Below are 20,813 nucleotides of genomic sequence, written 5' to 3'. Positions count from 1 at the left end.
TGGCCTCGGCGGGACCGGTAGAATCGTGTGTCCGCCGCAGGTGCGACGCTGGTTGCGTGTCCCCTCCACATACCCTGTCAGGACCGGATCACCCGGGCCGGGCGCCGGGTCCGGCCGAATCCGGCGAGTCGTTGGCGACCCTGCTGGCGGGCTACCGGGTGCATGCCCGGGCGCCTCGCGCGGCGGTGGCGGCGCTGACCGAGCAGCCACGCACCCTGCGCCAGCTGGTCCAGAGTTCGGGCCTGCCCCGACGGAGCGTGGAGGAGATCCTCGCCAGCCTCGGCGACGATCTGCGGACCGGCCCCGACGGGCGTCACGTGCTGCGCCCCGCGTCGATCGACCGCTACCGCGGCCTGATCCGCTATGACGAGCTGAGCGGACAGACTCCGCTCGATCCCCTCGCCGCCGTGATCACCCGCCACGGTCCGCTGGTCACGACCATGCATGATCTCATCGCTGCCGCGCCCCGACCGCGGGCCGACCTCGACCACGTACCCGCGACGGCGACGACCGTCGTGCGCCGGGCCGTCTGGCTGCGGACGCGTTACGACCTGCGCGGCGCGCATCTGCTGTGCATAGGTGATCATGATCTCACCTCGCTGGCGGCGGTCTCGTTGATCGACGGGCTCACCGTGACCGTCGTCGACATCGACGACGAGCTGCTCGCCTACCTGGACAGCTCGGCCCGGTCGTTGGACGTCCGGCTGCGGTGCCTCTACGCCGACCTGCGCTTCGGCCTGCCGCCGGCGGTGGTGGGCACAGCCGATCTGGCATTCACCGATCCGCCCTACACCCCGGAGGGCGTGGCGCTGTTCACCGGGCGCGGCGCGCAGGGTCTCGCGGACCGCGAACATGGTCGCGTCCTGCTGGCCTACGGGTTCAGCGACCGGGTACCGACGCTGGGTTGGAAGGTGCAGCGGGCACTGATCGATCAGGGCTTCGTGTTCGAGGCCATCTGGCCAGRCTTCCACGTCTACGAGGGCGCGGAGGCGGTGGGCGCCAGAGCCGACATGTACGTCTGCCAGCCGACCCCGGCCACCTGGAAGCAGCTGGACCGCTCGGCCACGGCGGCCACAACCGCGACGGCCGCCATCTACACCCGGGGCCGGCAGTCCACGCAGAGTCGGCCGACGCGCCTGACCGCCCCGGTCCTCGACGCGGTGGCCGCCTTCCTCGCCACCGGCCCGGCGGGTCGCGCCGTGTTCGTTGGCGAGCGGCGGGAGGTCGACGCGGTCCACGTGCGTCTCGCGACCGTGTTCGACCGGGGGCTGCCCGCGTTCGCCTCGACCGGCCCCGGCTCCTCGACCGGCCCCGGCGCCTCAACCGAGGACGGAACGGTCAGCGTGGCCACCGACCTGTCGGACGATCCGGGCCCCTGGCTGACCAGGCTCCTCCTGGCGGTCAACGCGGACCGGCTCGCCGTCGTCGTCTCCTCCGATCATCCCGATCTGGGCGTCCGCCGCCGGCGGGCCCAGGATGACCCGCTGCGGCAGCTGCGGGCGAAGTGGACCGCCACCCCCGCCCGGGACCTCGGGGACCTGCGGCTCGTGACGTTCACGGCCGTCGGCCCGGCGGCGCTCGCCCCCGCCGACCGGCTCGCCCGGTGGCTGCTGGACCGCCCGCATGGCAAGATCGGCAACGTCTGGCGGGACGGGCTCATCCGGATCGTCCGGGAGGATTCGGGGCGCACGCTCTCCCAGCGCGACGCCCGGGCCGCCGTGACCCGGGCCGCGCGCGATCCCGACCTGCTGGCCGCCCGACTGATCGATCTTCCCCGGCACGCCCTCGAGGGAATCCTCGCCGCGGTGTCGTCCGGCGACACGCTGCCGGCCGAGCCGGTGAGACCGGGCTGGATCCGGCAAAATGGGCAGACGCTGCGAAACGAGTAGATATTGACGGAATCGGAGCTGGCGACGGCGGAATCGCGGTGGCACCCGCGGGGCCGGCGGCCGGACGCGCCCGGCGCCGCCTACTGTCATGCTATGGCGACGCTTGCAGGCAACGGCTCCCGAGCACACGCATCAGACCTGCAGCGGTATCCCGATCCCGCCGGCGCCCGGGTACTGGTGGTCGAGGACGACGACGGCCTCGGTACCCAGCTCGTGCGCGGTCTGGACCGGGCCGGCTACACCGCCGACCGGGTGCGGACCGGGGAGGCCGCGCTCGCCCGGGTCGAGGGCGTGTCCCCGCCCGACCTCGTGCTCCTGGACCTGGGGCTGCCCGACATCGACGGCGCGGAGGTGTGCCGGCGCATCCGCGAGCGCGGGGACACCCCCGTGATCGTGGTGACGGCTCGGGGGGACGAGGCGGACCGGGTCGAGGCCTTGGACCTCGGTTCCGACGACTACCTGGTCAAACCATTCGGATTCGCCGAACTGCTGGCCCGGATACGGGCGGTGCGGCGGCGCGCCGCCCGGGCCACCGGTGAGAGCTCCGACGTGGTCCGGCACGGACCGCTCGTCCTCGACCGGCGCAGCCGGCGGATCTCCGTCGACGGCCGTCCGGTCCAGGTGACGGCGCGGGAGTACGATCTGCTGGCCTTCCTGGCCCGCGATCCCGGCCGGGTCCGGACCCGACGGGAGATCTTCACCGCTGTCTGGGGCGACTGGTTCGGCTCATCGAAGGTCCTCGACGTACACATCGGCGCGATCCGCCGCAAGCTCGGGATTCCCGAACTGATCGAAACGGTGTACGGGGTCGGCTTCCGCCTGGGCGGGCCGCCGACACCCGGCGCCGATCCGACCCCCGGTGACCGGAGCGCGCCACCCCTCGGCCGATGACCCGGCACATCCAATGACCCGGCGCATCCTGGCCGCCCAGCTCGCGCTCACGACGGCGCTGCTTGTCGGCCTGTGCGTCCCGATGGGGCTCGACGCCACCCGTCACGACCGGGCGCTGTTCGGCCTGCGGCTCACGGCCGCGATGCAGGCCTACTGCGCCGAGGTGAAGTGGCGGCGACTGTCCGCCGGCGCGGCCCCGCTGCCCGCCGCCGTAYGCGACAGTACGGCCGTGCCACCGGACGAGCTCCGGCTGTTCGACCCGAACRGTACGCCCGTGGCCGACACCGGTGACGACATCCCGATCATGGGCTGGGATCTGGATCGGGCCCGCCGGGAGAACGTGGTCATCAACCCGAACGCGGCCAATCGACACCGGATGATCCTTGTTGCTCCGGTGTCCAACGCGCAGGGTCTGGTCGGCATCCTGGCCGTCGCGCGCAGCGATGCCGGGCTGCGCGCCTCGATCATCCACCGGTGGACGATGATCGCCCTCGCGGGCGTCCTGGTCACGCTGGCCGCATTGGGGATCTCGATACTGCTGGCCCGCTGGGTGGGCCGGCCGCTGCGCCGGCTCGAGCAGGCAGCGACCGAACTCGGTGCCGGTGATCTMACGATCCGGGCCAGAGCCGTCGGTGGCCCGCCCGAGGCACGCAAACTTGCCACGACGTTCGACGCGATGGYGGGACGGCTCCAGTTGCTGGTCGACAGCCAGCGCCGGTTCCTCGCCGACGTCTCCCACCAGATCCGCACCCCGCTGACGGCGATGCGCCTGCGCCTGGAGCTGCTGCAACAGGACGTGGACGCGGACACCACCGACGAGGTCGCGGGCACCCTGGTCGAGGTGCACCGGCTCTCCCGGATGGTCGACGGGCTGCTGGCGGTCTCCCGGGCCGAGCATGCGCCGATCCCGACCCAGCCGATCCCCCTCGCGGTCGTCGCCGAGGAACGATGCCTGATCTGGCGACCGGTCGCAGCCGCCGCCGGAGTGACGCTGACCTGCGACGTCGACGCGGACCAGGTCGTCCAGTGCACCCCGGGGCACCTGGAGCAGATCCTCGACAATCTCCTCAGCAACGCGCTGGAGGCCACCCCGTCCGGCGGCCGGGTCAGCGTCACGTCCGGGACGAACCCACCGGCCCAGCCACGCCCGGTGGGCGCCGGAGGCACCGCGGAGGCGGGCCTCGGGACGGGGAGCGCCGCGGACGAGTTGGACGAGATGAACGTCACCGGGCCGCAGAGCACCATGACGGCGGAAAGCATGACGGCGGAAAGCATGACGCGGCTCACGGTCGCCGACAGCGGACGCGGCATGAGCGCCGAGCAGCGGGCCGCCGCCTTCCGCCGGTTCAGCTCCAACCTCAGTGYCGACCAGCGAGAAGCCGACCAGCGAGGAGAGGTGCCCGGCCGGGCCGATCGGCGCGGGAACGGCCTCGGGCTCGCCATCGTGCATGCCCTGACGACCGCCGACGGCGGGACGGTCACTCTGGCCGAGGGTGACAACGGGGGTCTGTGCGTCGTCCTTGACCTGCCCCGGACACATCCAGACCGACGGCCGACGGCCGCCCGGCCGGCACCCGCGCAGAGATCCGTGGACGCGGCGGGCGGCACCCGCATCGCGGCCACGCCGGGTTCTGGGGGCACGGACGGCCCGGGCCCTCGGCGGACATCGGCCACCATCCACGAACTACTGGAAGTAGTGGATTACGTCACGACAGATTACGCCATGGCCGACGACAGGCCGTGACGACCGGACAACGGCTTCACCGGACTCCCGATTAACTAGATGATCTTTACTGGTTCTTTCCGAGCCGAGGAGCGGTCCGTAACCACAATGCGCCCCGGGCCAGTTATTTTCGAACTGAGCCACCAGGGATGGAGTTCCACTGATCATGGCAAAAAGTCCGGCACAGAAGATTCGTGAAGTCGCGACAACCGGCGTCGGCACGCTTCGCCGCGAAGGCGCAAAAAACGGCAAGGGATTGAAATCAGCCTATCTGGCCGATCCGATCCACAGCTATCTGACGGAGCACAGCTCACCTCCGGATCCGATCCTCGACGCGCTCTCCGCCGTGACGGCGACGCTCCCCGAGGCGGAGATGCAGGTACCGGCCGAGCAGGGGACGTTCYTGACCATCCTGACGGCCTCGATCGCCCCGCGCCGCGCGGTCGAGATCGGTACCTTCACCGGCTATTCCGCGCTGTGCATCGCACGGGGTCTGCCCCCCGGCGGCCGACTTCTCTGCCTGGACATCAGCGCGGAATGGACCTCGATCGCCCGCCAGTACTGGGCTCGGGCCGGTGTTTCCGATCACATCGACCTCGCCCTCGGACCGGCGGCGGACAGTCTCGGCATGCTCCCCGAAGAACCCACCTTCGACCTGGCGTTCATCGACGCGGACAAGACCTCGTATAGGAGGTATTACGAGCTTCTCTTTCCCCGGATGAACCCGAACGGGGTCATCATCGTCGATAATGTGCTGCAGTATGGGCACGTGGTRCGCTCCCACTCGGACAATCCTGCTGTCGTCGCCGTCAAACAGTTCAACGAGCTTCTCGCCGGCGACTCCCGGGTACAGGTTGTCATGCTGCCCATTGCGGACGGACTGACCATCGTCCGGAAACTGCCCTCGCCGCGGACACCCGTATAGGCTCCCCCGGCCGGGGGTCCGCGGTCGCCATGAGGAGACCGGCACCGGCCGGTGCCGGCCAGTGCCGGCGCGGTGTCACACCCCCGGCCGCGCTCCCGCCGAGGTCTGACCTCGGCAGGCGGCACCCGTGGGACGCAGGTGCCGTCGGGACAATCTTCTACGAAGAGTAGAAGGCAAGATGGTCGGGTGACCGTCACCTCGACAGGCGCGCTCCCATGCACCTGACCCAGTCGACCGACCTGGCGCTGCGGGCGCTTATGCTCACGGCCACCCGGGAGGATCGCCTCACCGTCCGCGACCTCTCGAAAGCCCTCGATGTTCCGCTCACCCACATGGCGAAGATCGTGCAACGCCTCCAGCGGCTCGACCTCGTGGTCACCGTGCGCGGGCGCACCGGCGGGGTACTGCTCGCCCCAGGCGCGACGCAGGTCACCGTCGGGCACATCGTCCGTGCCCTCGAGGGCACGGACGAGTTCGTCTCCTGCGACGGTCCCCCGTGCCCGCTGCGATGCGCCTGCCGACTGCGCCCCCTCCTGCGACGAGCCCAGGAGAACTTCCTGGTCACGCTCGACGAGGTGACCCTCGCCGAGCTCACCGACGAACCCGCCGGTGAACTCCTGCGCTCCCTCGCGCCACCGGTCCGCTGACACCCGGCCCCGCCCGCCACGAAACACCCTGGAACTATCCGGGGCTGGACGAGCGGACCCCCCCGTTCCGTCGGACCTGCGGGATAGAATCGCCTGGAACGCAGGCCGGTTACGGGAGGGATCCCCCCACAACGTCTCGGCGTCAGGCCGGCGCCTCGGACCCGAGGCCCGCCAGCACCGGCCCTTCCGCACATTCCCTCGGTTCGTTTTTCCCGCTACTGCTCCGCTTTATCGTGCTCCGCCCCGGCGAATACCCGAGGTCAMCCTCGTCAGTTTCCGTAGGCGRCAATGAAGGGCGTGTCAGCCTTGATCTTGCCGAGTTTCGTGGCGCCACCCGRCTCGCCGAGCGGCGCGTCCCGACCGGGCAGGACGGCACTGAAGAACAGCGCCTCGCTTTCGATGAACTCCTTGTCCTTCGCGGGAACACGGTCGTCGCTGATGGCCGCGCCGACCGGGCAGGACACTGCGCAGGCGCCGCACTCCGTGCACTCATCCGGATTTATGTACATCTTACGGTCACCCTCGTAGATGCAATCGGCCGGGCACCCCTCCAGGCAGGAGCCGTCCTTGACATCGATACACGCGGCGGTGATGACAAATGGCATGAGAGCCCTCACTTCCGATCGACCATACCGGACCACATCCGGACGGCAGTCAATCTCATGGCTGGCCTCCGACTGCTTCTCGGCTGGTTTCGACCGAGACGGATGGCCGTGCGGCGAACCCGAATTAATGGTATAGGTTCGCGGGGCGCCGGCAGGTCGTGCACCGTGAACGGCATGTAAACAAATTATCCACGAGGCAGGCCTCATGGATATCCCCGAAATCCACTCGAAGGAAAATCTCAAAGATATTTTTATCAATAACATTATCTTGACCCGAATCACGCTTGAATACCCGCCAACATTTCCCGGAGGACGCCATCACGGTACCGACCCGGCACGAGGCAGCGGGGTAGCGGGCTAGCGGGCTAGCGGGGTAGCCCCCGGGAAAAATCCGGACGCCGGTACCCGCCGGCCGTACCCATCGGGCGTACCCACTGATCACACTCCGGGAAGGACGCTGATCATGCGACGTCACCGGCGTTCTCCAGACCCCGTCCGGGCGGGGATTCAAGATCCAGACGGAGGTTCGAGGGCCCGAGGGGCAGTCGCTCGTTGCAGGTGGGACGGAATTTCCATCCGGACGATCTCGCCGTAGGCGAGGAATCTCATGAGCACGAAGAACCAGTGCGCCGGCCACACCTGCAGTCGGACGGGGGGTTGGCCGGCAAGCATGATGACCATGCTGTCGCCGTCCACGCCGGACGCCCGCAGGTACGGGTAGCCGATATCGATCCAGCCGGTCGTGAGCGCCAGCGCGAGGCGCCAGTTCGTCAGAAAAAGATGCCCCTGGCAGACAGGGCGCCACTGGACCGCGGCGAGCGCCTCRGCGCGCCTGCGCTGGCTGCCGTTGTACAGGGCGCTGCCGAGCAGGGACGCACCGAGTAGAAGGGGACTACCGAAGGCGACGAACCACCCCTGGTTGTAGGTGACGTTCTGGCCGATGTACTGCCAGACGCGGACGGGTGCCTGGGCCAGCACGGCCTCACCCGCACCCAGCGCGATCTGCACGGGTTGTGCCCGCGGACGCCATCCGCGCGTGAGCGCCTCACCGAGTTCCGCRCCGGCCAGCCAACTCTCCTCGTACGAGGTGCGCGGTCCCGGCCGCATCGGACGATGTCGGGGCAAGGTCACCAATCCCACGTCGCGCGATCGCTGTCAGCCTTGATTGTCCATCATTGCCGTTCATCAGCGGATTCCCAGCGGTCTACCTCGAGGAACAGGCAGAGATGATTCTTGATCCGTTGAGTGTGCCATGCTGATCGCCGCGATCTCGGCCGGGCGCGAACAGGCCGGGTCACCTGGTGGAACGGGTGATTGTCACAGTTGTGCCACAGCCGCCGAGACGATGCCGATCGTCAACACCGTGCTGTAATGCCCCCATGGCGACATTCGGTGCGGTGCGGCGGCACCGGGAGCGGCACAGCACGAACCGTTCGGGCTGGCTGCGCGCGGCCGTCCTCGGCGCGAACGACGGCCTGGTCTCCACCTCCAGTCTCATCGTCGGCGTCGCCGCGAGCGGCGCCTCCACCGGCGCGGTCCTGACCGCCGGKATCGCGGGTCTGACCGCGGGGGCGATGTCGATGGCGGCCGGGGAGTATGTGTCGGTGAGCTCCCAGGCCGACGTGGAACGCGCGGACCGGGCCAAGGAGAGCGCGGAGCTGGCGGCCGACCCGGTGGCCGAGCTTGCCGAGCTGGTCGGCATCTACGAGCGGCGCGGCCTTCCGCGCGACCTCGCCACGCAGGTCGCCGTGACACTGACCGAGCGGGGTGCGCTGGAGGCGCACCTGCGCGACGAACTCGGCCAGAGTGAGGCCACCCGGGCGCGCCCGGTCCAGGCCGCCGTCGCGTCGGCGGGCAGCTTCACGGCCGGCGGGCTGGTGCCGTTCCTCGGGATGTCGGCCCCGGCGGGGGCGGGCCGCCTGATGCTCGTCGTCGTGGTTACGGTGATCGGTCTCGCCGTCGCGGGCATACTCGCCGCGCGGGCCGCCGGTATGGCGCTGCTGCGTCCGACCCTGCGCGTCGTGCTGGGCGGCGCCGCGGCCATGCTGGTCACCGCGCTGGTCGGTCTGATCACCGATGCGGCCGGCGGCTGACCGACCGCCGGGACATACCTTGCCCACCACCGATCCACCGCTGGTCCGCGGGCTCATACCGTTCCTCGGTGGACGCGGGGGCGAACCATGGACCGTCGGCACCGGCGCCGCCGGGTCTGGTAGGCGGCTACATCCGGTGTTCGACGATCACGTCGGCGGTCATCGCCAGCGCGCCAGGGCTGCGCGGGCTGCGCACCACCACGAGGGCGAACAGGGCGTCGAGCACCGACAGGTGCACGATCCGGCTGGTCATCGCCTCGATGCGATACGCCGTCTCCCGACTGCCCACCACCACCGCGTGCCGCACCAGCTCGGTCAACGGTGACCGGRCAAAGCTCGTGATCGCGGCGGTATGCGCCCCGGCGTCCACGGCCGCCCGCATCGCCGCCAGTGTCTCCGCCGTCGAGCCGGTGTGGCTGACCGCAACRCACAGATCACCCGCCGCCAGCATCCGGGCGGTGACGTGCTGCACATGCGCATCCCCGGCGAACCGCGCATCGACCCCGACCGTGGTCAGCCGGTAGGCGGCATCCATCGCCAGCGGCGCCGACGTCCCCACCGCCACGAACAACGTCCGCGGCGCGGCGACGACCAGGTCGGCGATCGCCGCCAGCACGCCACCGTCGATCCCCCGCGCCGCCTCGGTCAGCGCACTCGCCGCCCCGCCGAGCACCTTCCCGGCAATCTCATCCGGGCCGTCGGCCGCGGACACCTCGTCCACCAGCTGCCGCTCCACCGGCAGCGTCTCCCGGATCAGCGCCAGCTTGAGTTCCTGGTAGCCCCGAAGCCCCAGGCTCTGGCAGAACCGCACCACCGTCGCCGGCGAGCTTCCCGACACCTGCGCCAGCTCGCTCACCGACTGGTGGATCATCGCAACCGGGTCCGCGAGGACCTGCCGCGCMACCCGCTGCTCCGCCGACGACAACGACGCCGACAAAGCCCGAATGCGCTCCAACACGGCGGGCGCGGCAGCGTCGCCCTCGACCCTCACAGTCACGTCACTAGTCACGACACGTCACGCTAAGCGCGTAGGCGCAACGGTCAGATACCCAAAGGTAAACCAAGAATGAATCTTCTACAGTAGAAGAGATCATGAAAATCCGTTTCAGTCAACCCGGTCGCTCCCGGCCAGGATGAGGGGCCCCGAGCTCGTCCGACCCTCAGCGCATGATCCCAGTATGGCCGAGGGAGTAGCGACCGGGTTGCGGCCAGACCGCGAGACCGTGCGGCTCACGGCCGACGGGGATCCGAGCCAGCAGCCGGCCGGCCTTCGGCTCCGAACCTCCGGGCCCGCCGGTGTCGAACACGTACACGACGTTGCTGCGGCGGCCGGACAGCCACAGCCGCGAGCCGTTGGCATCGACGTTGCCCATGTCCGGKGTTCCCCCACCGGGGATCGGCCAGGTGGCCACGACGGTCCGGGTGGCGAAGGAGATGACCGAGACCGAGCCCTGGTCGCCGGAGTGCGGGAACGGCGGTTTCATGGAGTCCATGTGGCCACCCCGGTTGGCGACGTACAGGAATCGGCCGTCGCGGCTCGGGTACAGGCCGTGGGTCTCCGGCCCGGTCCGGACGAAACCGACCCTGGTGAAGCGATCCCCGTCAACGAGGTGGACACCGTCGGCGTTCATGTCCGCCACGTACCAGATCCGGCCGGCCGGATCGATCTTGATGTCCTGTGGAGCGGCGTCCCGGCCGAGGTCCAGATATCCGATGACCCGCTGACGCGGGATGTCGATCTTGACGAGTCGTCCGGCGAACTCGCAGGTGGCGATCGCATAGGAGCCGTCGACGGAGAAGTCGACGTGGTTGACGCCCGCGCAGGCCGTGCCCACGTCCAGGCTGTGCCGTAGGGCGAACGTGTGCGGATCACGGAAGTCGATGTGGTGGTTCGCCYCGGCGATGACCATCGCGTTGGCCCCGTCGGGGGTGAAGTACAGGTTGTACGGGTCCGCGACCGGTACCGCGGGCCCGGCGGGCCGACCGGTCCGCGGATCGATCGGTGACAGGCTGTTGCCGCGGTTGTTGTTCACCCACAGGGTCCGCAGGTCCCAGGAGGGGACCACATGCTGAGGCTCGCGGCCGGCGGCGTAGGTGTCCACGACCCGCAGCGTGCGCTGGTCGATGACCGTGACGGTGCCGTCGCGCAGGTTCGGGACGTACACGAGAGGCGGATCGTCGCGGACCACCGGGCTCAGCATCCCGGCACGCGCGTGCGCGTACACGTCCACGACGCCGCCATCGCCACGGGGCAGGGCAGAGTCGGCTCCCCGGCCCGGCGCGGGAACGGAACCCGGCGGGCGGGCGGCACCGGCCCCCGTAGCCTGGTCGCTCCTGACCCGGATCAGCCACACCACTAGCAGTGCGACCACCAGGGCCGCCAACCCGGCCAACATGATCAGACCACGCCGCCGGGACCTGGTCCCCGGCTGGCGGCGCTGCGCTGTCGACCCCTCCGGCATGCGGCCAGAGTAGAAGGCCTGAGCGGGCGAAGCCACGATCGACGGCGCGGCCGTCCAGCTCGACCCACCAGGACTCCGCGGTACGCGGCACGCTCACACTCATCTGGCGGTGGGGGTACGCAGTGCGGGCAGGTCCCGGAGCTGGCGACGGGACGTGATGCCGAGCTTGCGGAAGATATTGCGCAGGTGGGCGTCGACGGTGCGGGKGCTGATGAACAGCCGTGCCGCGACCTCCTTTGACGTGGCGCCGTCCGCGACCAGGCGGGCGATGTGGGTCTCCTGCGCGGTGAGGTCGTCGGTGTTGCCCGACGTGCGGCCGCGCACGTCGGCGCCGGCCGCACGCAGCTCGGCGGCGGCGCGGTCGGTGAAGGCCGCCATGCCGATGTCGGCGAACCGGTCGTAGGCGGTACGAAGCTGCCGGCGGGCGTCGCGTCGCCTGCCCTGGCGGCGCAGCCACTCGCCGTAGAGCAGGTGCGCCCTGGCCAGATACGGGGCGAGCGGGCTCTTCTCGAGGTGACCTATGGCCGCGGCGAAGTCGTCCTCGTCGCCGGTGACGAGTGCGCGGGTGTAGGCGCCGACGCCCAGCGCCCACGGTGTGCCGCTGCCCTCGGTGCGTTCGGTGAGCGATACCGAACCCGACCGGGCCACCTCGTGCTCGCCGCAGCGGACCGCGGCCTCGACCAGTTCCGGCAGGGCGATCGCGGCGACGAACAGGTCGCCGTGCCGGGTGGCCGCCTCGGCGGCGGCAAGTGCCGCCGGGTAGTCGGTGAGGCCGTTACTCAGGACGGCCGTGGCCCAGTCGGCGTTGGCGATCGTCTGCCCGGTGCCGCTCGCGGTCGCCTCGGCGGTGAAACTGTCGATCACCGCCCGCGCCTGTGCCTCCCGGCCACGCAAGGCGGCGAGGTGCAGCTGCGGATACGCCAGCGGCTCCACCCCGACCGCGTCCGCCACCGCCTCCTCCTCGGCGATCGCCGACGTGGCGGCGGCGAAGTCACCGGTGTGCACCGCGCCGGCCGCCGCCATGCCAAGACCGAGGCGGAGCGTGAGCGGCGACCCCGACTCTCGGGCGGAGGCCAGCACCCAGTCGGTGATCACGCCGTGTGCCTCGGCGTCCCAGAGCTCCACGGCGAGCATCCCGGCGAGCGCCGGTCGCCGTGTCCACTGTGGACGGGAGGCGAGGATCTCGCGGACCGGCCGCGCCGCCGCGTGGTGTCCTTCCGTCGCCAGCCGCAGCAGCGCGTCCAGGAGGTCCGGCGGGCCCGATGCCGGCGGCGCCGAGCGCGMTGCCTCGACGACCATGTCCATGACCCCGCTGGCCCGGCCGACGACCAGGGCCATCTCGACGGCGTCGAGAAAGCAGTCCCGCGACCACCGTGGGTCGGTCGCGGCGAGGCGCTGGGCCGCGCGCAGCATGAACGCCGGACCGTCGCCGTCGCGCCGGCGCACGAACGTGATCCGCCCGCGCATCAGCTCCACCCTGGCCAGCGCGACGGGGTCGGTCCCGTCCACCGTGACCGCGGTGAGCAGGCCGTCCGCCGCGTCGAGTGCACCGGAGTCGAGGTGGGCCTGCGCGGCCGCGAGTGTGCGTTCGGTGCGGCGCGCGGGGTCACGGGATAGGGCAGCGGCCCGCGCGAGGAACGCCGCGGCAGCCGCCACTCCCCCACGTGCCGCGGCACGGGTGGCGCAACGGTTCAGTTCCGCGGCGGTGTCCTCGTCGGGGCCGGCACCGGCCTGCGCGCGATGCCAGGCCCGCCGGTCGGGGTCCCGTTCCGGGTCCGTGACCTCGGTGAGCGCCTGGTGCGCGGCGTGGCGGTCCTCGACGRCGGCGGCCTGGTAGACCGCGGACCTGGCGAGCGGGTGGCAGAACCGCACGCGCGGGCCGAGCTCGACCAGCCCGGACGCCTCGGCGTGCGCGCCGGCCGCCGGGCCGACACCGAGTCGTTCGGCGGCGGCCCACAGCAGGCCGGGGTCACCGGTCGGGTCGGCGCTAGCCACGGTCAGCAGCAATCGCACGTCCTCGGGCAGGGGCACGAGACGATCCTGGAAACTGCGTTCGACCCTGCTGGGCACCGAGGACGCGTCGGGCAGGGCAAAGCCGCCGGCGCCGGGCAGTTCGAGTAGCGCGAGCGGGTTGCCCCTGGCCTCGGCGAGCACGYGGTCCCGCACGGTCTCGTCCAGCGTGGCGCGGGTGTCCACCAGCAGCCGGCGGGCGTCGTCGTCGGCCAGCCCGGTCACCTCGACGCTCGGTAGCTCGTCGAGTCCGTGCCGTGCGRCTAGCACCATCGCCACCGGTTCGGCCGAGATGCGCCGCGCGAGGAACGTCAGTATCCGTGTCGATGCGTCGTCGAGCCAGTGGGCCTCGTCGACGAGGCACAGCACCGGTTCCGACCCCGCCGCGGTGACCAGCAGTTCCAGGGCCGCCATGCCGATGCGGAACATCTCTGGTGTGCCGTCGGCGAGGCCGAACGCTGCCTCCAGTGCCGCGCGGTGTGGCGGGGGTAGTGCCGCGAGGTCGCCCAGGGCCGGGACGCACAGCTGGTGCAGCGCGGCGAACGGGAGCTCGGTCTCAAACTGGGATCCGGTCGCCTCGATGACCCGCATCCCCTGCGCCGAGCGCCGCAGGTGGTCGAGCAGAGCGCTCTYGCCGATGCCGGCCTCGCCGCGGAGCACCAGCACCCCGCCCTCGCCGTTCTTGGCGCCCGCGACCAGCACCTCGAGCCTGCGGCGTTCCTCGCCCCTGCCGACGAACGTCCGGACCGGTGTCCCCACAACGGGAACAGTATGCGCGCCGATGTAGGTGGTTTTCACCGACGCGGGCGGTGCCGGACCAGTGCGAGCCTCGTGTCGAGCCACTACCCGACTCGACGGCGGGAGTCCCGGTGTCCATGACCACGGGCCACCTGTGCGAGTCCCCGACGCGCGCCGCTCGGGCGACCGTGCTCGCGGCGGCATCGAGGTCTCCGGCGTCGCCGGAGCCTTCACCTGGACCGGGATCGCGGCCCTCGCGGGCGCGATCGCCGCGGCACTGCTGATCCGTTCACCCCATCTAGGAAAGGACGACACCCGATGATCTACCACACGGTCCGCATGACCCTTCGCCCCGACGCCCCGGCAGACAAGGTGGAAGAAGCGGTCGAGAGCTTGCGCAACCAAGGTCGTGTCATCCCGTCGGTGACCTCGTTCGTGGTCGGCCGCGACGTCGGCGGCGAGTTCGCGTGGGGCGCGACCTATGTCATCGAGGACCTCGACGGATACTGGGAGTACCTCAAGCACCCCGCCCACCGGCATACCGACGAGATCGGGCTCCCGTTGGTCGACACGTTCGTGTCGTTCGACGTCACCGACCACAAGGACCCGGAGATCGCCGAGAAGATCGCCGCCCTGCACAAGCGTCGCTACGAGGAGGACCCCGCCCTCGCGAAGCTGGTATCCGGTCTTGCCTCCTACACCGGCAGCAGCGCTCCCGGCACGCACGCCTACTGACCGCTCCGACGAATCGAGACACCGTGGCCCGCCGAGCCCCTGACGTCCAACACCGAACCTATGGATGGTTCTCCCTTGTTCAGCTGGGATGTCAGTAACTGCCCACGTCGAGCAGTGCACCAAGCAGTTCCTCGGGCGTCTCGACCTGCGGCAGGTGGCCGGACCGGGGCAGCAGCGTGAACGTCGACAGTGGGATCGCGGCGGCATAGGCCCTGCCGTATTCCGGGTCAACGATGCCGTCACTTTCGCCCCACAGAACGTGGGCTGGGATGTCGAGACCACCCAGCCGCTCGGCCAGCGTCGGGTCCGACATGACCGGGCCCGTGTACCCGACCAGCGCTCGCACATCCGGGCTCGGCCCGGCATCGCCGGTACCCGGCGAAGCAGGCATCTTGCTCGGGTCATGGAAGGAGAACGACCGGATCTCAGTAGGCGAGAGACCGCGGACATCGAGCATCGGATGGCCGTCGACGTCAATACCAATACCGTCGATGATCACCACGCCGCTGACCCGGGGGCTCTGCTGCAAGGCGATCTCGGCAGCGAGCCACCCACCGAAGGAGTTGCCGACGACGGTCACATCCGTGAGGTCGAGTTGCTCGATCATCGCTACATATATCCGGGCGAGCTCGATGACTCCCGTCAGCGCTTCGGCCTTCGGCGTACCGCCGAAGCCGGGGTGAGTGGGCAGCAGTACCCGGGAGTGGGTGCGCTCGGCGAGCAGATCGGCGAAGCCGGTCATGGTGACCGTGCCACCTCCACCGTGCAGGAGCAGAAACGGCCGGGTGCGGTCGCGGTCCTGGACGGTGATCTCGACCGCTCCCGCGGAGCCGACCTGGAGCGTGTGGGTGTGGGTGTGGGTGTGGGTGGGCCGGAGGGAGCCGGCCATGATCGGAGTACTCATGATTCCTCTCTTATTGACAGGAATATAAGTAACCTTATATCAGCTTCATGATACAAGCAACCTTACTCGACGCGCTAGGCTCAGGCCGTGAGATACCGCACCGCGGACGTCGCCTTGTCCGTCAAACGCCTGYAGTACCGCCATCACCGCGCGCTGAGCCGCGCGCTGGCACCATTGGGACTCTCACTCGCGCAGTGGGACACCCTGCGTCACCTGCACCGGCACCCGGACGCATCGCTGCACGACCTCGCAGTGCTGACGTTCCAAACCGACCAGTCCTTCGGCTCCCTGGCGGCCCGGATGGCCGCCCGCGGGCTGATCGARCGGGTTCCGGGGCCGGGCCGTGCCGTGCGACACCGGCTCACCGAGGAGGGCGCGCGGCTGCGCGCGGCCGGCCAGGACGCCGTGGACGCCGTCTTCGATTCCTCGTTCCGCGCCCTGTCGGCCGACCAACTCGACCAGCTGGGCGCGCTCCTGGACGCGGCCCTCGGGCCCGACCCGACCGCGTAGTGGAAGGCCGGCCCAAGCCCTCTGGTGCCGCGCCGCCTGCCCGGCATGATCACGCGAGGCGCACATGGTCAGCCCGCGGCGAGCAGGTCGACGGCCGGTCGAGTCGGGACCGCCCGCTGCCGCTCCGCGGCGAGGAACGGCCCTTCGCCGCTCGGGTCCATCACGCCGGACTCGGCCCAGCTGAAGCGGCCCGCGAGCACCTCCTGCGCCGCCGTGTAGTTGCGGGCGTCGTCGTTGCGCCACAGCGCCGCGAAGGACGCCTCGACCCGGCGTCGCGCCTGCCGGCAGAACAGGTCGGCCAGGTCGGTCGCGGTCGGCTCGCCCTCCTCGTCGAGCATCCGGGCCCGCACGACCGCCGCGCTGATGGCGAACAGTTCGGCGCCGATGTCGACGAGACGCCCGAGGAACGCCTGCTTCTTCTCCAGCCCGCCCTGCCAGCGAGCCATCCCGTAGAAGGTCGACCGGGCGAGCTTGCGCGCCGAGCGCTCCACGAAGCGCAGGTGCGTGCTGAGCCGGCCGAATTCGAGGAACGAGCGCGGCGACGTCCCACTGCCGACGGCGAGGCCGGGCAGCCAGCGGCCGTAGAAGGCAGCCGCCCGTCCGGCGCTGCGGGCCTTCGCCGCGACCGGCGCGTCCGGGGAAATGATGTCGCCGGCCACCGCGAGGTGGGTGTCCACGGCCTCCCGCGCGATGAGCAACCGCATGATCTCGGTGGAGCCTTCGAAGATCCGATTGATGCGCAGATCGCGTAGCATCTGCTCGGCCGGTACCGGTCGTTCCCCCCGGTTGGCCAGGGACTGGGCGGTCTCGTACCCGCGGCCGCCGCGGATCTGGACCAGCTCATCGGCGATCAGCCAGGCCATCTCGCTGGCATACAGCTTGGCCAGGGCAGCCTCGATCCGGATGTCCCCGCGTCCCTCGTCGGCCATCAGGCCGGACAGCTCCAGCATCGCCTCCAGYCCGAACGTGGTGGCGGCCGTGAACGCGATCTTCTGGGCGATGGCGTCGTGCTGGCCGATGGGCCGGCCCCACTGGACGCGGTCCCGCGACCATTCCCGGGCGATGCGCAGCGCGTACTTGGCGCCGCCCACGCAGGTCGCCGGCAGGGCGAGGCGGCCGGTGTTCAGCGTCGTCAGGGCAATCTTGAGCCCATCGCCTTCCCGCCCGAGGCGGTCCGCGGCCGGGACCCGGACCCGCTCGAAGCTGGTCACCCCGTTCTCGATGCCGCGCAGACCCATGAACTCGTTGCGGTGCTCCACCTTCACGCCGGGTGCGTGGGCGTCGACGATGAAACACGTGATGCCACCGCGATGACCGGCCGAGCGCGGGACGACCGCCATGACCACCAGCCGATCGGCGATCACACCGTTGGTGGTCCACAGCTTGCGGCCGCTCAGCTCGTAGGCGGCGCCGCCCTCGACCGGCACCGCCTGGCTGCTCATCCGGGCCGGGTCGCTGCCCACATCGGGCTCGGTCAGCAGGAACGCGCTGATCTCCTCGCGGGCCACCTTCGGCAGATACGTCCGCTTCTGCTCCTCGGTACCGAACCCCAGGACCGGCTCGGCCACGCCGATCGACTGGTGCGCCGAGAGCAGCGTGGGCAGGCTCGAATGCCACGAGCTGGACAGTTCAAGCGCCCTGTTGTAGTACACGGTGGTCAACCCGAGTCCGCCGTACTCCTCGGGGATCTTCATGCCGAGGGCGCCTATCCGCCGCAGCCCGTCGATCACCTGCTCGGGCAGCCGCCCGTCCCGCTCGATCTGCAACGGGTCCACCGTTTCCCGCAGGAACGACTCGAGCTGGGCCAGGAACGCCTCCCCCCGCCGCCGGTYGCCCTCCTTCGGCCGCGGGTGCGGGGAGATCAGATCGAGCCGGAGATGACCGAGGAAAAGCTCCTTGCCAAACGAGGGAAGYCGCCACTCRGCCTCCCGGGCCGCCTCGGCGACCCTGCGCGCTTCCCGTTCTCCCACCTGCGCCATGTCTCGCCTCCCCGTCCGTGAGCGGCATCCCGTCCGTCAGCGGTATGCAGTCCGTCAGCGGTATGCAGTCCCTGCCTACCCGTACTCCTACCCGCACCGCGCCCATCCGCACGAGCTGGGTGAGCCCCACCGAGCGGTGTAGATCGGGGCTGCTGGACCCCCATCCCCAACACGATCATCAGCCACCCAACGCTGAGCGGGTACGCGCGGATGATCCTGATCTGGCTTCTCTCCCACACACCCGAGTACTTGGCCACCGTCAACGCGGACGCTGTCGAGCGCGAGTTCCGGGGCTGGGGTCGGCGGGTCGTTGCCGCCRCTCTCAAGGAGCTTGAATCCTCCGGGCATCTCGTTCGGAGACGGGTTCCGGGTCCAGGTGGTCGGGTGATCTGGGCTCCGTTGGCGSTCCGGGCCATGCCAGAGAGTGGTGATGCGAACACGCCAGCGGAACTACCGGTTTCGGATGGTCCGTCAGCGGAACGTCCGTATGTGGATAACCCCAACCACAGGGCAGAAACCACCCCGCCCGACCCGATCGAGGCCAGCACCGCGGAGGACGACCCGCCGGATCCCCGCCCCTCGCTGCCCTCTCCCGACCCCAGCGCGGCCAGCTCCACCACAGGCAGCAAGGCAGGCGGGGAGTCAGCTCCCGCCGTACCCGCCGGTGCCGACCTGGTCCAGACGCTGATMGACCTGGTCCGTGCGGTGACCGGGCAGACGATCGACCGGGACCTTGCCGGCAAGGGGGTGGCGATGGTCCTGCGGGCGAAGGACGGCACACCGCGGCCTGTGTCGGATCCGGTGGCCTACCTGCGGACAGCGGTCGAGACGGCGCCCACACGGTTCCTGGAGACGTTCGTCCCGCCGCGTGCGGGCAGCGCCCACAGCCGGCCGCGGCGCGGCTTCGACCCGAACGCGACGATCCACGAGCCGCGTGRCATGACCGGCCTGGACATCGACCCTGCTACGGGGTGGCCGGTCGACATGAACCCGGGTGGACGCCCGCTGCGCCGGAAGGAGACCGCCCGCGCCTTCGAGGCTGAGCAGGCCCGGGTCACAGCGTCCGGTCCGGCCGGTGACCCGTCGAAGCTGGTGTGCCTCACCCACCCGACGGCCACGTTCCACCCGGACGGGACGTGCCCGGAATGCCGCCCAGCAGCCACGCACACCGCCGAACCGGGATGGACGGCGTGGATGTCTGCGCCCACGCCCCGTACGGCCAGCACGGGCCTGCCTGCGTGGTGTGGCTCCTGCGGTGGGGACGCCGGTCACTCCCCGGCCGTCATGCAGGCCAACCCGTCGTACCGGACGGACACCGGCCGGCCCCGCGGCACCCCTTGCCCCCGGTGCCACCCGGATGGGATCCGCGCCAGCGCATGAACGGGCATCGGACACCCCTCGGGCCGGTCACTGGCGCTGGCGTGGTCGGCGTGCGCCGGCCCGGCGCGGGTCACCAGCGACCGGTCCGTGTAGGCGCCGGCGAGCTGACCCCGGCGCAGCATCCATGCTCCGCCGTCACGTTCCCACCAGGACGGCACGAGCAGATGCCGCGGGGTGTCGGCGATCTGCTCGTGCCAGCGGGAGCCGGGATGCGTCACCTGGCCGGCCAGGGCGCGGGCATGAGCCCGCCACTGTTCCGGCGCCATCAGGACAGGATCTCCGCGGCGACCCGGTGGAGGGCGGGGCAGAGCCCGACCTCGTCCCGGTAGTGGGTGAAGTCGGAGAGGATGTCGGCGGCGTTGACGAGGATCGCGTACCGGCCGGACGGGCTCGACAACACGTCCGCGAACGTGGTGTAGATCCGGGAGGCAACGTTCAGGGACGGCCAGGGCGGTGCAGTACAACCGGGCCGCGCCGTAGCCGGCGACGTTGGTGCCCCAGTGCTYCCAGTCCAGGATCATCAGGTTCGGGACGGTGACGTTGCCCCARTGCAGGTCGAGATGTTCGGTGCTGCCCCACCCTGGCACGGCATCGGCCGGTGCAGGACGACCGAACACGGCGTGCAGCAGGTTGGTGTACCGGTCGATCCGGTTTCCCCAGATCTCCCGCCCGGTCGGCTGCCGGGAGAGCGCGTCCAACGATGCACGCAGGTCCGCCAGCCACGCCGAGGACAGGTCGAGCGGCCGCCCCAGGTACTGATCCCCGGGTGTGGCGGGCGGGTCCGGCACGTAGGTCATCAGCTCGGCGCAGACCGGCACCGGCACAGGGTCGGGGTGGGTCCATTCGGCGCTGTCGAGCAGCGTCGGTTTACAGATCCCGGTCAGGGGCCCGGCGTCGCGGGTACCGTGCCACGGCTCCACGTCCATGGCGTCTTCGAGGAACGGGGCGACCCGCAGCCACGCCGTCTCTCCGCGGTGGGTGACCGGCCCGCCGATGACGTTCCCGGACGCGCTGAGGGCCGGCGCGCCCTGCGGCTGCACCCCGAGCTGTGCAGCGCCGTCACGCCAGACCGACCCCATCCAGGCGTCGTCGACCCGGACCGGCACCCACCTCATCGCCTGCTCACTTCCCCTTCGGCTGGCAGTTCGACCCCTTGTTACCGGTATCGGACGGGGTGCAGGACGGGGCGCACGACGACGCCGGGGCGCACTTCGGGTTCGGTTTGCACGCCATCGGCACTCCGACATGCCGGCGGGCCTGGTCGAGCGCCTCGACCTGGGCGCCGAACGCCTCCCCGGCCAGGATCGCGCCGAGCCCGGTCC

18 protein-coding genes and 1 pseudogene are annotated in these 20,813 nt (G+C 70.6%); 10 read left to right on the top strand and 9 right to left on the bottom strand.

The features are described from left to right. Nucleotides 1-56: 56 nt before the first annotated feature. The 5 genes from Manayef4_RS02690 (at nucleotide 57) to Manayef4_RS02670 (ending at nucleotide 6,075) form a co-directional block, all read left to right on the top strand. On the top strand, nucleotides 57-1,889 hold the full coding sequence (locus Manayef4_RS02690; RefSeq protein ID WP_070130518.1) for a bis-aminopropyl spermidine synthase family protein: 1,833 nt from the start codon (nucleotides 57-59) through the stop codon (nucleotides 1,887-1,889). Between the two features lie 93 nt (nucleotides 1,890-1,982). Next, on the top strand, nucleotides 1,983-2,780 hold the full coding sequence (locus tag Manayef4_RS02685) for a response regulator transcription factor (protein ID WP_011437414.1): 798 nt from the start codon (nucleotides 1,983-1,985) through the stop codon (nucleotides 2,778-2,780). A 13-nt stretch (nucleotides 2,781-2,793) separates the two neighbouring features. After that, nucleotides 2,794-4,524: a HAMP domain-containing sensor histidine kinase gene (locus tag Manayef4_RS02680; protein WP_070130533.1), complete on the top strand. Its 1,731-nt coding sequence runs from the start codon at nucleotides 2,794-2,796 to the stop codon at nucleotides 4,522-4,524. A 145-nt stretch (nucleotides 4,525-4,669) separates the two neighbouring features. Continuing rightward, the gene (locus Manayef4_RS02675) at nucleotides 4,670-5,428 is read left to right on the top strand and encodes a class I SAM-dependent methyltransferase (protein WP_011437416.1); all 759 of its coding nucleotides are present in this window, start codon (nucleotides 4,670-4,672) and stop codon (nucleotides 5,426-5,428) included. A gap of 215 nt (nucleotides 5,429-5,643) precedes the next feature. Continuing rightward, nucleotides 5,644-6,075 (top strand): Rrf2 family transcriptional regulator, encoded by a 432-nt coding sequence (locus Manayef4_RS02670; RefSeq protein WP_011437417.1) that lies wholly within the window; start codon nucleotides 5,644-5,646, stop codon nucleotides 6,073-6,075. Nucleotides 6,076-6,344: 269 nt separating this feature from the next. Here the strand turns inward: Manayef4_RS02670 and Manayef4_RS02665 are convergent, their stop codons facing one another. Then, nucleotides 6,345-6,680, bottom strand: a complete 336-nt coding sequence (locus tag Manayef4_RS02665) for a ferredoxin family protein (protein WP_070130517.1) — start codon at nucleotides 6,678-6,680, stop codon at nucleotides 6,345-6,347. Between the two features lie 507 nt (nucleotides 6,681-7,187). Continuing rightward, nucleotides 7,188-7,787 carry a hypothetical protein gene (locus Manayef4_RS02660; RefSeq protein ID WP_023840788.1) on the bottom strand — a complete coding sequence of 200 codons (600 nt, stop codon included), beginning with the start codon at nucleotides 7,785-7,787 and terminating at the stop codon, nucleotides 7,188-7,190. A gap of 272 nt (nucleotides 7,788-8,059) precedes the next feature. Between Manayef4_RS02660 and Manayef4_RS02655 the strand changes: the two genes are divergently transcribed. Beyond that, complete coding sequence (locus Manayef4_RS02655) at nucleotides 8,060-8,773, top strand: VIT family protein (protein ID WP_023840787.1); 714 nt, start codon at nucleotides 8,060-8,062, stop codon at nucleotides 8,771-8,773. 127 nt (nucleotides 8,774-8,900) lie between these two features. On the opposite strand, the gene Manayef4_RS02650 is transcribed toward Manayef4_RS02655, so the two are convergent. The 3 genes from Manayef4_RS02650 to Manayef4_RS02640 all read right to left on the bottom strand — a co-directional run bounded on the left by Manayef4_RS02650 (nucleotide 8,901) and on the right by Manayef4_RS02640 (nucleotide 14,187). Continuing rightward, entirely contained in the window at nucleotides 8,901-9,782 is an 882-nt protein-coding gene (locus tag Manayef4_RS02650) for a MurR/RpiR family transcriptional regulator (RefSeq protein WP_070130516.1), read from the bottom strand. Between the two features lie 151 nt (nucleotides 9,783-9,933). After that, nucleotides 9,934-11,235, bottom strand: a complete 1,302-nt coding sequence (locus Manayef4_RS02645) for a YncE family protein (RefSeq protein ID WP_070130515.1) — start codon at nucleotides 11,233-11,235, stop codon at nucleotides 9,934-9,936. Nucleotides 11,236-11,334: 99 nt separating this feature from the next. Then, on the bottom strand, nucleotides 11,335-14,187 hold the full coding sequence (locus Manayef4_RS02640; RefSeq protein ID WP_083282241.1) for a LuxR family transcriptional regulator: 2,853 nt from the start codon (nucleotides 14,185-14,187) through the stop codon (nucleotides 11,335-11,337). Here Manayef4_RS02640 and Manayef4_RS24725 point away from each other — a divergent pair. Further along, nucleotides 14,138-14,305, top strand: coding sequence for a hypothetical protein (locus tag Manayef4_RS24725; RefSeq protein WP_162238922.1), 168 nt, complete (start codon nucleotides 14,138-14,140; stop codon nucleotides 14,303-14,305). The genes Manayef4_RS02640 and Manayef4_RS24725 overlap by 50 nt on opposite strands. Next, entirely contained in the window at nucleotides 14,302-14,718 is a 417-nt protein-coding gene (locus Manayef4_RS02635) for a Dabb family protein (protein ID WP_011437424.1), read from the top strand. The genes Manayef4_RS24725 and Manayef4_RS02635 overlap by 4 nt, the downstream gene beginning before the upstream one ends. A 91-nt stretch (nucleotides 14,719-14,809) precedes the next feature. On the opposite strand, the gene Manayef4_RS02630 is transcribed toward Manayef4_RS02635, so the two are convergent. Continuing rightward, nucleotides 14,810-15,622, bottom strand: coding sequence for an alpha/beta hydrolase (locus Manayef4_RS02630; RefSeq protein ID WP_023840784.1), 813 nt, complete (start codon nucleotides 15,620-15,622; stop codon nucleotides 14,810-14,812). A gap of 87 nt (nucleotides 15,623-15,709) precedes the next feature. On the opposite strand from Manayef4_RS02630, the gene Manayef4_RS02625 reads away from it, so the two are divergent. Next, nucleotides 15,710-16,132 (top strand): MarR family transcriptional regulator, encoded by a 423-nt coding sequence (locus Manayef4_RS02625; protein ID WP_070130513.1) that lies wholly within the window; start codon nucleotides 15,710-15,712, stop codon nucleotides 16,130-16,132. 68 nt (nucleotides 16,133-16,200) lie between these two features. Here the strand turns inward: Manayef4_RS02625 and Manayef4_RS02620 are convergent, their stop codons facing one another. Continuing rightward, entirely contained in the window at nucleotides 16,201-18,111 is a 1,911-nt protein-coding gene (locus Manayef4_RS02620; RefSeq protein WP_070130512.1) for an acyl-CoA dehydrogenase family protein, read from the bottom strand. 489 nt (nucleotides 18,112-18,600) lie between these two features. On the opposite strand from Manayef4_RS02620, the gene Manayef4_RS24720 reads away from it, so the two are divergent. Further along, the gene (locus Manayef4_RS24720) at nucleotides 18,601-19,491 is read left to right on the top strand and encodes a hypothetical protein (protein WP_175443304.1); all 891 of its coding nucleotides are present in this window, start codon (nucleotides 18,601-18,603) and stop codon (nucleotides 19,489-19,491) included. Here Manayef4_RS24720 and Manayef4_RS02610 read toward each other — a convergent pair. Continuing rightward, entirely contained in the window at nucleotides 19,380-20,606 is a 1,227-nt protein-coding gene (locus tag Manayef4_RS02610) for a hypothetical protein (protein WP_254665427.1), read from the bottom strand. The genes Manayef4_RS24720 and Manayef4_RS02610 overlap by 112 nt on opposite strands. A gap of 7 nt (nucleotides 20,607-20,613) precedes the next feature. Continuing rightward, nucleotides 20,614-20,813, bottom strand: a pseudogene (locus Manayef4_RS02605) (radical SAM protein); the annotation flags it as partial.

The sequence above is a fragment of the Frankia sp. CgMI4 genome, from assembly GCF_001756285.1.
Lineage (GTDB): Bacteria > Actinomycetota > Actinomycetes > Frankiales > Frankiaceae > Frankia > Frankia casuarinae.
Note: the sequence above shows the minus strand (reverse complement) of the source record. Positions and strands in the feature narration are given on the sequence as shown.

Bases quoted from the DNA above. Each gene is read 5' to 3' on its own strand.
- Manayef4_RS02670 (WP_011437417.1), top strand. From the start codon at position 5,644: ATGCACCTGACCCAGTCGACCGACCTGGCGCTGCGGGCGCTTATGCTC.
- Manayef4_RS02630 (WP_023840784.1), bottom strand. From the start codon at position 15,622: ATGAGTACTCCGATCATGGCCGGCTCCCTCCGGCCCACCCACACCCAC.
- Manayef4_RS02685 (WP_011437414.1), top strand. From the start codon at position 1,983: ATGGCGACGCTTGCAGGCAACGGCTCCCGAGCACACGCATCAGACCTG.
- Manayef4_RS02635 (WP_011437424.1), top strand. From the start codon at position 14,302: ATGATCTACCACACGGTCCGCATGACCCTTCGCCCCGACGCCCCGGCA.